Origin of the sequence: Anaeromassilibacillus sp. Marseille-P3371 (assembly GCF_900169665.1) — a bacterium.
Lineage (GTDB): Bacteria > Bacillota > Clostridia > Oscillospirales > Acutalibacteraceae > Anaeromassilibacillus.
In genome coordinates this window covers 361,088-374,682 of sequence record NZ_LT835157.1, presented here as the reverse complement: position 1 = coordinate 374,682, position 13,595 = coordinate 361,088, and the positions used below count along the sequence as shown (strand labels likewise).

General features: G+C 50.0%; 9 protein-coding genes. 6 read left to right on the top strand and 3 right to left on the bottom strand.

What is annotated here, in order from left to right; translation table 11 throughout:
• Positions 1-177 precede the first annotated feature (177 nt).
• Entirely contained in the window at positions 178-1,515 is a 1,338-nt protein-coding gene (locus tag B9Y59_RS00955; protein WP_085531243.1) for an MATE family efflux transporter, read from the bottom strand.
• 361 nt (positions 1,516-1,876) lie between these two features.
• The gene (locus tag B9Y59_RS00950) at positions 1,877-2,221 is read right to left on the bottom strand and encodes a hypothetical protein (RefSeq protein WP_085531241.1); all 345 of its coding nucleotides are present in this window, start codon (positions 2,219-2,221) and stop codon (positions 1,877-1,879) included.
• A 147-nt stretch (positions 2,222-2,368) separates the two neighbouring features.
• On the opposite strand from B9Y59_RS00950, the gene B9Y59_RS00945 reads away from it, so the two are divergent.
• The 6 genes from B9Y59_RS00945 to B9Y59_RS00915 all read left to right on the top strand — a co-directional run bounded on the left by B9Y59_RS00945 (position 2,369) and on the right by B9Y59_RS00915 (position 7,095).
• Positions 2,369-3,097, top strand: coding sequence for a metallophosphoesterase (locus B9Y59_RS00945; protein ID WP_054325045.1), 729 nt, complete (start codon positions 2,369-2,371; stop codon positions 3,095-3,097).
• Positions 3,094-3,732 carry an epoxyqueuosine reductase QueH gene (locus B9Y59_RS00940; protein ID WP_143255345.1) on the top strand — a complete coding sequence of 213 codons (639 nt, stop codon included), beginning with the start codon at positions 3,094-3,096 and terminating at the stop codon, positions 3,730-3,732. The genes B9Y59_RS00945 and B9Y59_RS00940 overlap by 4 nt, the downstream gene beginning before the upstream one ends.
• 155 nt (positions 3,733-3,887) lie before the next feature.
• Positions 3,888-5,045, top strand: coding sequence for an MFS transporter (locus B9Y59_RS00935; RefSeq protein WP_085531239.1), 1,158 nt, complete (start codon positions 3,888-3,890; stop codon positions 5,043-5,045).
• A gap of 65 nt (positions 5,046-5,110) precedes the next feature.
• Positions 5,111-5,533 carry a winged helix-turn-helix transcriptional regulator gene (locus tag B9Y59_RS00930; protein ID WP_085531232.1) on the top strand — a complete coding sequence of 141 codons (423 nt, stop codon included), beginning with the start codon at positions 5,111-5,113 and terminating at the stop codon, positions 5,531-5,533.
• A 774-nt stretch (positions 5,534-6,307) separates the two neighbouring features.
• Positions 6,308-6,607: a hypothetical protein gene (locus tag B9Y59_RS00920; protein WP_085531234.1), complete on the top strand. Its 300-nt coding sequence runs from the start codon at positions 6,308-6,310 to the stop codon at positions 6,605-6,607.
• Positions 6,608-6,672: 65 nt separating this feature from the next.
• Positions 6,673-7,095: a winged helix-turn-helix transcriptional regulator gene (locus tag B9Y59_RS00915; RefSeq protein ID WP_085531232.1), complete on the top strand. Its 423-nt coding sequence runs from the start codon at positions 6,673-6,675 to the stop codon at positions 7,093-7,095.
• An 869-nt stretch (positions 7,096-7,964) separates the two neighbouring features.
• Here the strand turns inward: B9Y59_RS00915 and B9Y59_RS00905 are convergent.
• Positions 7,965-13,355: a TIM-barrel domain-containing protein gene (locus tag B9Y59_RS00905; RefSeq protein WP_085531228.1), complete on the bottom strand. Its 5,391-nt coding sequence runs from the start codon at positions 13,353-13,355 to the stop codon at positions 7,965-7,967.
• Positions 13,356-13,595: the final 240 nt, after the last annotated feature.

Sequence of the window (13,595 nt, the reverse complement as noted above, 5' to 3'; positions counted from 1 at the left end):
GCCGAGGCGCAGAACCTTTTATCTTCCTCCACCGGGAGGCTTTTTCTACTGTGTATCTTTACTGGGCCGGTTCTGTCCATTCAAGGAACAAGGGTGTTTTGATTCTTTCTTGCAGGCGCCCCTCCCGATCAAATCCCATTTCTTGATAACCGTATTTCCAAGGAATTTTAGGGGCCCCTAGGCAGTGCGTTTTCTTTGTTCTTTTAGCGTCGGCCAGACCGTGCACAACATGGTGATGAAACTCGCTGCACCACCGACAAAGTTGGAAATCGGCTCGGCCCAAAACACACCGTCGACACCCATCCCAAACAAACGGGGCAACAAAATCGTGAGTGGGATAACGATAATCACCTTGCGGAATATGGAAAAGAAGATCGCATGCTTTGCCTTGCCCAGGGCTACAAAAGTAGACTGTCCGGAGAATTGGAAAGTCATCATAAAGAAACCAAAAAAATACATGTGTAATGCCGGTACACTGGCCTGCAGCAGGGCTGCATCCTCTGTATTAAAAATCTGGATAAAGAATTGGGGGAATAGGAACACCAGCAGCCACGCGGCCAATGTGTACACCATGCAGGTAAGAGTCATAAATACAATCCCCTTTTTGACCCGCCGGTAGGACTGCGCCCCATAGTTAAAGCCCAAAACCGGCTGCGCTCCACTGGTCAGGCCATTGACCGGCATGGTAAGAATGTCGCGCACCGAATTGAGGATGGTCATAACGCCCACATAGAGGTCGCCACCATATGTCTGCATCTGTGCATTACAGAGGATTTGTACTGCACTGTTGGTGGCCGACATGGTGAATCCTGAAAACCCCATGGCGGTGATCTGTTTGACCATCCCGCCGCGCAGGAAAAATTTTGCCGGTTCCAGGCGCAAAATCGCCCTTTTTCCGCTCAAAAAGCGCAACACCCATACCGCGGACAGCCCTTGGGAAAGTACGGTGGCAAGCGCCGCTCCGCGGACTCCCAAATCAAATACAAAGATAAACACCGGATCGAGCACCAAATTGGCGACCGCGCCGCACAGTACTGTCAACATTCCGATGCGTCCAAATCCCTGCGAATTGATAAAATTGTTCATCCCCAAGCTGACCATCACAAAGATAGTACCCACCAGATAGATCAGCATATAATCCCGCGCATATGGATATGTAGCGTCGCTTGCGCCGAATAAGTACAAAAGCGGCTTCAAAAAGAGATACCCCAAGGCAGTGAGAATCCCTCCGCTCATCAACAATAAAGTATAGGAGCAGCGCATAATGCGTCCAGCTTCCTCATTTTCTCCACGCCCCCGTGCAATGGAACAGAGCGGCGCGCCGCCCATGCCAAAAAGGTTTGCAAAGGCATTTAAAATATTAATGATCGGAAACGTCAGGCCCAATCCCGTCAGTGCCAACGTTCCTACATCGGGGATACGCCCAATATAAACGCGGTCTACGACACTGTACAGCAGATTGATCAATTGCGCCAACATCATGGGCATCGCCATCCCCATGATGTTTCCAGCCATACTTCCCTTTGTAAAATCGTTCTGTGCGTTCTTCGTGTGGTTTCTCCCCTTTCCGCCACTCTACCGAATATTCTGCCGTTAATCTATGAAAAGAAATCTTTCGCTGAATCGAGCACACCCACAACTTCCTTTTTTAAGTATAAGGCAGAAAAACCTCCTATAGTTCTGTAGGTGACTTACAGATCAAATCCTTCTCCATTTTCCATACAAAAAAGCCGGAGAAAAGTTCTCCGGCCTCGCCTGATCAAAATAAGATAACCTTTGATAGACTACAACAGACCAACCATTCCAAAGCTGCAACCTGCCATAAAAAGGGAAATCCCTTGATTCCTCTTTCTGCATACCACCGGACGAGAATCGTTTATGCACGCTTGAGTTCGTCGATTTCGTGTCCCTGTTCCGTGACCACTCGCTCTAAATTGCATACCCGCCCACGCAACGAATCCAACGCGTCCACTCCCGGCAAACGTTCTAAGATCTGCGCATGGCCTTCGGCCAACAGGCGAATCGGCTTCATCACGCCGTTCTCTATGTACGTATGGGTGCGATTTTCGCCGGCATGGAACTCCGCGCTCATTCCTTCACGCATCCGCTCCTCGCTCGCACGAATTTCCATCTCTAGCTTGGCGTGAAACTCGGCGCGCAAACGCTCCTCGCTCGCCAAAATCAGCCGCGCAATCGCTTGCAGATCCTTTTCCTCCAACATCTCCGTTTCCCTCCCGTTGTCCGTTCCTTTGGTAGTCCCATTCTAACATAACCGCCTGAGGGATGCAAGGATAGGAGCATATCTTCCTCTTTCCCATTTGCTTTTTCTCCGGGGGCTTGCTACAATAGGAAAAAAGGGGGATGCCAAATGATTTATATCACGGGCGACACGCACATTCCATACGACGTGACAAAGCTGACAACCAAGGCGTTCCCCGCGCAAAAAAAGCTGACAAAGCACGATTATGTTTTGATTTGCGGCGACTTTGGCGGTATTTGGACAGGCCCTGGTGGTTCGGACGACTTTTGGCTCCGCTGGTTTAAACGCAAAAAGTTTACAACCCTGTTTGTAGATGGTAATCATGAAAATTTTGAGCTTTTAAACCAATATCCCGTGGAACAGTGGAACGGCGGCAAGGTGCACCGCGTGACAGACAGTGTATTCCACCTGATGCGCGGTCAACTCTTCACCCTGGAAGGACACAGAATCTTTACTATGGGGGGTGGCGCCTCCGGAGATGTGGAATTCCGCACAGAGGGGATCTCCTGGTGGCCAGAGGAGATGCCGAACGCAGTGGAATATGGGGTGGCCATGCGCACGTTGATGGCCGCTCATTTTGAAGTAGACTATGTGGTTACCCATACCGCGCCACTAAAAATTGTCAATCAATTTCGCAAGAGGACGAGAGAAGAGCCCTTCAATCGCTTTTTAGAAGGGATTGACTCCCGCCTGCATTATAAACGATGGTATTTTGGGCATGTACATAAAGATTTGGACATCGATGAGCATCATACCGCTGTGTATCAAAATCTACTTCCTTTGGGAACCAGTCAAGTGGATTTTCAACCGAAAGAGGATGGATGGTGGAAAACATGATCAAACGCAACTATCAGAAAGAATTGGACGCGGTTCTTTCACGTTTGGAGCTGGAGGAAAAACACCCCAAGCTTCTACTGCATGCTTGCTGTGCACCGTGTAGCAGTTATGTATTGGAATATCTTTCGCGCTATTTCTCCATCGTCCTATTTTATTATAATCCCAATATCTCCCCTCAGGAGGAGTATGAAAAACGAGTGGCAGAGGTCCGCCGTCTATTGCAGGAGATGCCGTTATCCAGCCCGGTAGTCCTCACGTTGGGTGACTACGAACCGGAACGGTTCTTTGCCCTTGCAAAAGGCCACGAGGCAGAACCTGAAGGCGGAGACCGGTGTACCTTATGTTATCACCTGCGTTTGACCGAAGCGGCCAGAGCCGCCAAAGAACTGGGCTGTGATTTTTTCACGACCACGCTCTCCATCAGCCCTTATAAAAACGCAGAAAAGTTGAACACCATCGGCGCAGAACTGGCGGAAACTTATGGGGTTCCCTATCTATTCTCCGATTTTAAGAAACGGAACGGCTATAAGCGTTCCATCGAACTGAGCCGGGAATACCACCTCTACCGGCAGAATTACTGCGGTTGTGTCTATTCCCGCGCAGCTGCTTTGGCCCTGGAAGCCAACCGGACATAACCGGTTTTAATAAAATTTGATTCATCAAAGGAACATTTTTATGAAGCATCCGCATTGATTTTCCATCAACGGAATTTATCTTTTTTAGCCTTCGGCGCCCATCGTCCGATAGGCTTAGGGGATTGTTGCCCAATTACGTTGAAAGGGAAATTGTTATGCAGAAGCGAACGATTTGGCTCTGCTATGCAATCGCATTTTTGCAGGGCCTTTTATTTTACGCACCGATCTCCACTCTTTACCGGCAGACAAATGGGATCAGCATTTTTGAGATTACTCTGATCGAAAGCATTTCCCTGGCAGTTAGCCTTGCTATGGAACTTCCTTGGGGTTGGATTGCAGACCGCATTGGATATCGCAATACCCTGGTGATCTGCCATTTTCTCTTTTTTCTTTCGAAAGTTTTCTTCTGGCGAGCCGACGGATTCGCCTGGTTTTTAGCAGAACGGCTTTTACTCTCCGTGGTTCTATCCGGATTATCCGGCTGCGATACCGCGTATCTTTTTCTGGCAATGGGCGGGAAAAATTGTCCAGAAAGGGAATCCCGCCGCATTTTTGGCTGTTGGGAGGCAATGAATACAGCCGGGCTCGTGTTGGCGTGTGTCCTTTTTTCATGGTTTATCCGCGAGAATTATCGCCTTTCGGCCCTTCTAACGGTCTACTCCTATGGTGCAGCTTGGCTGCTTTCTGTGTTCTTGCCATCGGTACCAGCAGAAATCACCGCTCCGCGGCCACATCTACGGGCGCTTTGTAAACTTTTGCTGTGCGACCGGCGTTTTTTTCTCTTTCTTCTCGGCTGCGCACTGCTCGAAGAAAGCAAACAGACTATCACCGTTTTCCTAAACCAGTTACAATATTTGCGCAGTGGAATTCCCCCGGCGACAATGGGCATATGTACCATCCTGGTAACCTTCTCTGGACTTTCTTCCATGCAATCCCACCGGTTATCTACTCGTCTGGGAGAGCGTCGAACCGTTATTCTGATCTTTGGTGCAGGGGGCCTGGCATGCATTTTAATGGCCATCTGCGCACATCCGCTGCTTTCTGTTGTAGGGATGATGCTTTTATGTGCAGCGAATTCCGCCTTTGTTCCCTTGCGCGTGGATCTCCAAAACCGTCACATCTCTGTGTCAAGCCGAGCAACCATCCTCTCCATCCATTCCCTTGCGATGAATATGACCGCAGTTGGAACCAATCTGGCATTTGGCGCTTTGGCAGAGCGTTCCGTTGTGTATGCCCTTCTTTTGGGGGCTGGATTCTGCTTTTCAGGTCTGTTCATGTGTTTCCAGGGAAATGTGCTTGCCAAAAAGCGGTAAATATGATACCATCGGTTTTGTAGATTGACTCTAATTTTATGAGCAAATATAGAAAGGAGCGGCGTATGAAAAAGGATAAGGAAAAGAAGAAAAAACGAGTGAAACGGGCAATTTCTTCACCCGCATCAACAGAAGTTTCCCCCCTTGAGGGGGAAAAGATCCAAGAAACATTCTCTGAGGCGCCGCTCGCTTATTTTTTACGTGTTGCCGGCGGAAAATGGAAAATCCGCATTTTGTGGTCCTTGCGGGATGGGCAGACCCGCCGCTACGGAGAGATTAAGTCCGCTGTATCGGGCATCACAGACATGATGCTCAGCCAAAGTCTCAAGGAACTCTGTTTGGACGGATTATTGTACCGGCAGCAGTACCAAGAAATCCCTCCAAAGGTCGAATACTGTTTGACTTCTTCCGGGAAAACATTTCTGCCTGCGTTGACTGCCCTATGCGAATGGGAACGTCAGATGACGCAGGCAGCGAGCAACAAATAAGAGGAGTTGGTTCCATCCGTATTTGCTCTACAGCGCTAATTGCAGCCATGATCCTTTGGCCTACACGAAAAATACTGTTTGCCATGGGGAAATCGTTTCTTTATTCACGATTCGCCTTTGTAGTTTAGCCGATGGTTTTACGGCCAACTGACCAGTTCTTTTCCAGAACAAAACACCTGGGGTACATTCGAACTTGAATGTACCCCAGGTGTTTTTTACAGGGGAATCAAACATTCCTCCTTTGAAGCGCTTCGAAACACTTCTATGAGATTACGCAATTTCTACACTACAATGCAGCTTCGCATTCTGGCACGGCAAGGTGGTGTAAACGCCTGTGCTCTGACCCGGTGGACGCACAGTGTCTTCCGCGCCTGCAGCGTCTCCTACGCATCTTTCTGCTATCGGCTGCCGGGTGTTTGATCGAATATGTACACGTTTATACCTTACACAAATTGACCGGCGTTCAGCCAATGGTTACCGTGCAATGCAGCTTCGCATTCTGGCCCGGAAGTGTGGTGTAAACGCCTGTGCTCTGGTCCGGCGGACCACAGCGCCTTTTGGCCTGCAATCTTTTGCTTCCTTTTGGAAATTCCCATACATTTTATCTTTCGCTTGCATCCCAAGTACACAAAGTCTCAAAGCAGCAAAACCCCTGCTCCGGTTTCCCGGAGCGGGGATTCTGCTCTTTGCGAAAGGGGNCGGTTATCTACTCGTCTGGGAGAGCGTCGAACCGTTATTCTGATCTTTGGTGCAGGGGGCCTGGCATGCATTTTAATGGCCATCTGCGCACATCCGCTGCTTTCTGTTGTAGGGATGATGCTTTTATGTGCAGCGAATTCCGCCTTTGTTCCCTTGCGCGTGGATCTCCAAAACCGTCACATCTCTGTGTCAAGCCGAGCAACCATCCTCTCCATCCATTCCCTTGCGATGAATATGACCGCAGTTGGAACCAATCTGGCATTTGGCGCTTTGGCAGAGCGTTCCGTTGTGTATGCCCTTCTTTTGGGGGCTGGATTCTGCTTTTCAGGTCTGTTCATGTGTTTCCAGGGAAATGTGCTTGCCAAAAAGCGGTAAATATGATACCATCGGTTTTGTAGATTGACTCTAATTTTATGAGCAAATATAGAAAGGAGCGGCGTATGAAAAAGGATAAGGAAAAGAAGAAAAAACGAGTGAAACGGGCAATTTCTTCACCCGCATCAACAGAAGTTTCCCCCCTTGAGGGGGAAAAGATCCAAGAAACATTCTCTGAGGCGCCGCTCGCTTATTTTTTACGTGTTGCCGGCGGAAAATGGAAAATCCGCATTTTGTGGTCCTTGCGGGATGGGCAGACCCGCCGCTACGGAGAGATTAAGTCCGCTGTATCGGGCATCACAGACATGATGCTCAGCCAAAGTCTCAAGGAACTCTGTTTGGACGGATTATTGTACCGGCAGCAGTACCAAGAAATCCCTCCAAAGGTCGAATACTGTTTGACTTCTTCCGGGAAAACATTTCTGCCTGCGTTGACTGCCCTATGCGAATGGGAACGTCAGATGACGCAGGCAGCGAGCAACAAATAAGAGGAGTTGGTTCCATCCGTATTTGCTCTACAGCGCTAATTGCAGCCATGATCCTTTGGCCTACACGAAAAATACTGTTTGCCATGGGGAAATCGTTTCTTTATTCACGATTCGCCTTTGTAGTTTAGCCGATGGTTTTACGGCCAACTGACCAGTTCTTTTCCAGAACAAAACACCTGGGGTACATTCGAACTTGAATGTACCCCAGGTGTTTTTTACAGGGGAATCAAACATTCCTCCTTTGAAGCGCTTCGAAACACTTCTATGAGATTACGCAATTTCTACACTACAATGCAGCTTCGCATTCTGGCACGGCAAGGTGGTGTAAACGCCTGTGCTCTGACCCGGTGGACGCACAGTGTCTTCCGCGCCTGCAGCGTCTCCTACGCATCTTTCTGCTATCGGCTGCCGGGTGTTTGATCGAATATGTACACGTTTATACCTTACACAAATTGACCGGCGTTCAGCCAATGGTTACCGTGCAATGCAGCTTCGCATTCTGGCCCGGAAGTGTGGTGTAAACGCCTGTGCTCTGGTCCGGCGGACCACAGCGCCTTTTGGCCTGCAATCTTTTGCTTCCTTTTGGAAATTCCCATACATTTTATCTTTCGCTTGCATCCCAAGTACACAAAGTCTCAAAGCAGCAAAACCCCTGCTCCGGTTTCCCGGAGCGGGGATTCTGCTCTTTGCGAAAGGGGCTCCCTTCGCTCAATTTACTAAGATGTCCGCCAAGGATGGCTGGGCCATGCTCCTGTGGACACACAGCATCTTCCGCGCCTACGGCGTCTCCTACGCAAGCTTTCTGCTATCGGCTGCCGGGTGCTTGATCGAATAGTACACGTTTATACCTTACACAAATTTCCCGGCGTTCATCCAATGGCTACCTCGCAATGCAGCTTCGCATTCTGGCCCGGAAGTGTGGTGTAAACGCCTGTGCTCTGGCCCGGTGTGCCAACTGCATACACTCTGTAGTAGTAGTCATTGCCGATCTGGGACACAAACTGTGTCTTCAGAACGCTTCCGTTGCCCACTGTGAAGCTCGGTACCAGTCCGTTTCCATTGACCACGGTCATCTTGAAGGTGTACATGCTTCCTCTGTTCAGCGTGATGGCATTTGCCGCATCACTGCGCACACTTGCCGCTGCACTCTGGCTTGCGGAAACCACACCCGCTGCTCCATATGTGTTGCTTACATTTCTCGATGTGGAGCCGCTCTTCTTCGCTGTCGTCGTCTTTGTCTCCAGGTTCTGGATGCTTGCTTCCAGTGCTTCTACGGCACTCTTGACCTCTTCTTCGGTCGCTGCTTCATTGTTCAACACAACCTTTGCGTTGCTCAATGCCTTCTGCATCGCTGCCACGCTCTTTGCTGTGTACTTGCTGGTGTTCACTGCCTCTGCTTTTCCAATCAGGTCTTTCAAAGCGTCCTTGTTCGGAATCATACGCAGTGCTGTAATCGCATTGAGCAGTTCTTCGGCCTTCTCATCCACTGCCTCCTGGGTTGCATTGTCATTTTCCAACAGAGTTTCTGCATCGCCTAGGACGGTTTTAAAGGTAGCCCATGTTTCATCCTGGATGTACTTCGAAGCATTCTCTACAATTTTCTTGCCTTCTGCTACCAAAGCTTCCAGATCCGTCCTATCTGCACGGAAGACCAGTTTATTAAGCGCTTCATACAGTGCTTCTGCCGCTGCCTGGATGTCTGCTTCCAGTACTTCCTCGTCGTCCATCAGATCCTCTGCCGCCTTGTATGCGTCGTCCAGCGCCTGTACGCTCTCCGGCGTGAAGTTCTCTCGATTGATGCTCTCTGCAATCTCCATCGGGATTTCCAGCTGGCTCTTGTCGCCCGCTGTAAAGCTCAGATACTGCAATGCCTCGATCAGCTCAAACATCGCGTTGTTGATCTCGTCCTGGCTTGCGGTCTTCTTTTCTTCGATCGCTTTCGCTGCCTGCAACGCATTCTTGTACTTCTTCTGTACCGACGGGACTGCCGCCGCTACCTGCGCTTTCACGCTCTCGCTCTCTGCGATCGTGATCACTTCGCGCAGATTTTCTTTATCTACGATCGTGAAGCCCAGTTCAATCGTGGTGTCTGCATTCGGCATTGCCAGGCTGTATACATACTCATTGACATCAAACGCCTCTACCGGCTCGCCATTGACTGTCACGCCTGCGATCTCTCTGCCTTCGACTCTCGGCTCAAAGGTCAGGTCGAGATTCGTGTTTGCCATTACGACGTCTTTATATGCACCGATCAGGTTTGCAATCGTCTGCTCTTCCCCGTCGATCGACAGCTTCACCGTTGTCGGATAGCTTACCGTCAGCATGTGTTCCGCCGGCTCGACTTCTGGAGCATTCAATGTTGCTGCTACAAAGGAAATATTTCCGCCATTCTGTTCAATCAACTCATATCGTACATACAGGGTAGTCTCTTGCTCTGCCTTCATATCGATGGTTACGGTACGATAGAAGTTGGTATCCAAATCGCCAAATTCATATACCTGATTTTCTGTTAAACCGGATGCGTCGTAAACGGTAAGTTTTCCTTTCCCCTTCCATCCGCCGATGTAGAGGGTGAGCTTCTTCTCTTCCGGACCTGCCTTCGCCTGGAGGGTAAAGTCGCTTCCCAGTTTACTCTGCTGCAATCCGGTGATCAGGTCGGTTGCCTCCTTATCCGGTGTACCATCTGTCCAGGTAAATGCCGTCTTATGATCGTTAAATCCGACCAAATCAGCCGAATTTGTCAGAACGAGCTGTTCTTCTGCGACATTCTTACGGTTGATGTTGGAGGTCGCTGCCTGTCCCAAGTGAATCCAGTCTAGGTTGCCCTCTTCGGTCAGATTGCGTTTGTCCGGATACCAGTCAAGTACTTCGACTTCACGCTCTACAACCTTATTGGTTTCTTCGCCTGGTTCTGCATTCGGATCGCGAAGTGCTGCTGCGGCAAACGTAATATTGCTACCGCTCGTCTTTGTGTAACGAACCACCAGATCGGTTCCGGTTTCAGAAGTCATATCGATGGTGACCTTCCGATAATAGGACTTCTCCGGGTCGCTAAAGGTAAAGGTTTGGACCTCCGTATCTGCGGATTTGTCGAAAATCTCCAACTTACCTTCGCTCTTCCATCCACCGATAAAGAGAATCAGCTGTTTGGGCTGTTCCGTTGCCTGTACGGTGAACTCAAAACTTGCATTGTCATCAAAGATAACCGAACCGTTTCGGGTTGCGTCTACCGACTGAATCGGCAAACCGTCTGAATAACTAAAGGTTGTGCAATAGTCGTCAAATCCTCCCACACTGCGGGCATTCTGCTTGAGGAAAGTAATCTGCGGCGTGGTTGTATTTTTTCTCATGGTCTCCCTGTAATCATTGACGTTCGGCTGTACCCAGTCCAGGTTGCCCAACGTTGTCAGGTCGACCACATACGGCATATCCTCCGTGATATCCACAGTATAGTCCACCGGCTGCTTGTAGCTGTCGTAATCCCTTGCCTCGTCATATTCCAGGTCCGGCACTTCCGGGTCCACTGCATTTTCAAATTCTGCTACCAGCTGCATAGCTTCATAGACGTTTCCGGACACTTCCACTTCATAGACTGCTCCGTCTGCCGCTCCGCCTTCGATTTCCAAAGGCATGGCATCTGTGTCCTGCTCCACCTTTGTAAAGGCAAGCGTCTGTCCATCCGATGTCGCAACATTTTTCAGTTCACCCCAGCCCTCTGGCTGATGAATCCGAACGGTCCAGCTGCGGTTGTCAAAGCACAGCTCGCCGTCAAAACTTCCGTTCGCCGCGCCAATGTCGATGATGGTCTTTCCATCCTCAAACTTCGTGGAAAGTTCCGTTGTACGGAATTTCCCCTCGGTGTAATCGTTGGAAATGGTGTCGTCCTCATACAGGGTAGTCGAATCCTCATAACGGGTGGACGGATAGACATCCAACGTCAGGTGACTCCAATCCCCTTCTTTTGTGGACATCATCTCATCCGCCAACGGAAGGATGGAACCTTTTTTGATATAAATCGGATTCTCACTGATCGGTGCTTCCACCTCAATACTGCGCGGGCCATAGATGGTCTCGCCAGAGAATGCGTCAATCCATTCTCCTTCTGGAATCCAAACCGTTCTGGTACAAATAGCCTCATCCTTTTCGCCCGCCTGCACATATTGCATCTTGCAAACGGCTTCGTTCTCCTTATCATAGAACTCAAAACGGATGTCGTAGGTCTGTCCAGCCTTCAAGGTACCCTCGGAGGTGGTTGCCGTCGGTTCCTGATCTTTCCAGGAGTCAACAAACAGATCGTTGTCGATGTAAATGCGGGAACCATCGTCGCTATAGGTTTGCAGCTGTACATCCTTGTCTCCGATGGTGATCGTGCCCGTGAAGCGAATGCTGAACCCTTCCTCGTTTACACCGAGTGCAGGCGACTCTTTCCCCCAATCAAAATCGATATTGGGAACATTCTTGACAACAACCGGCTCGCCTTCCAGGTTCAGATTGTTAAAGAACTCCGCTTTGAGACCCTGCTCGCCGTCTGGAGTCTTTAACCATGCGGAAGGAACAGCTGGATCGCCGCTTTCCGATGTGGTGATCGTCGGCGCAATCAAGATGTCTTCGCCGAGCAGGTACTGGTCATTTCTCGAAGCGCTTTCATACTCCGGATATTCGAAGTCCAGCCTTCTGACCAGCGGCATGCCGGTTTCGTAGTTTTCATGCGAAAGATTATAGTAGGTCGGGAGCAAGCGATAACGCAGATTGACATAATCACGGATAATGTTCAGCGCATCCTCGCCCTTTAACCAAGGCATACGGCCTTCGTCCACAGAACCTACCCATGCGCAGTGTGGGCGATAGATCGGAGAAAGCGCGCCATACTGCATCCATTTGACATACTCGTCTGCGGTCATATCCTTGGTGCTGGTCTGGTGCGTGCCAACGTCAGAGGAAATGTAGGGCAGCCCTCCAATTGCTCCATATTGAACTGTGAACTCCAGCTCATCCTGTAAGGTTTCCTGATGACCGCCGATGTCGCCGGTCCAGGTAATCCCGTAACGGTGCTGCGCTACATCCGGCGCGCCGATGTCAACGCCGTTGGAGCTGCCATCGACGTTACTCATCATGAACAGGCGTTGATCCGGATAGACGGCTTTCTGTGCATACGAATATGCCGAAGCGCCAATTGCCTCATGGGTAAATCCTTCCGGCGCCACAATGGTTGTGGACCAGTTGCGGTCATACCACCATCCGTCTAAGCCCATATTCAACAACTTTGTGAGATTGTCATACCGGAATTTCACTTCGTCGGGATTAATCGCATTATTCTGCTGTCCCTCGCTGTTTTTGGACGGTTCCGGATGGTCGTTAAACATAATGTTGACATCCAAGTCGTGGGCGTCCTGCAAAAAACCTTCCATGTCCGGGAACAAATCGGTGTTGATCTCATATCCCGTACCGCTGGAAGCTTTTCTCCAATCCGTGTCAATGACGAGGTTGTCCAACGGAACCTGATAGGTCTCATGATAATCCTTAATCTGCTGCAAAGCCTGTTCGTCGGTGTTGGCATAGTAACGGCTATCCCAAGCGCCAAACGCCGAAAGCGGAAGCATTTCGGTTTGGCCCGTCAGCTTGTTGAAATCCTTGCGCAGCTGTACGCCGTCGCCCTGCGGGAGAAAAACATACATATCCGGTGCATCGTTGCTCTGATCAAAGCCATTTGTTTCCCGATTCTCGCTGTTGTCTTCCGGTTGTGGTGCGAAGCCCCACTCCGGCACGGTCATGCGGGGGCTATCTCCCATTTCCCAAGCCAAAACGTCCTCGCCTGGGTCGGGTAAATAGACTTTGCTGCCCGGCAGGCCCTTATACTTCCAGAGCAACCGTCCTTCCTTATCGCTGATCGTGATACCGGAAAGGTCCTGGGCGTCTGAAGGAATCGTAATATCAAACGCGCTTGTCCGCAGGATGACGCTTCCGTCCATTTCCTCACGGGTTACTTCCGTCCCTTCCCAATTGTCGCGATTCGTCACATGGAAAGTTTCCCGATCTTCATATCCTTTTGGACCCTTTTCTTCCAGACGGACCACTGTCGGGGACAGGACCTGTACACGCACATTGCCGATAATCTCTGAAGCATAGCCCTGCGTATTCATTTGAACGGCAACAGGTTTGCTCTCTTCCTTTGCGGATGCAGCGGTCGCCGGCAGAGCGCCGGACAAAACAATCGCTGCGCAAAGAACCAGACTCACAATCCGGCTCTTATTCCTTTTCATGACTTTTCTCCTCCTTTTCAACGACCTATAGGTTGCAGAATCTTATCACAGATTTCCATTCCACACCTATTTTCGTAGGCAGTACCCACCGCCTCCATTTTCATACGACGCCGGATGCACGATCATCCAGCCCTCCATTGGATCAACATTTAGAAAAGTGCTCCATCCTCTCCTTTCATAAAAACGTGAGACATCTCTATCCAATCGAAAAAGGCATGTCGTGGGGCTTACAACCAACGC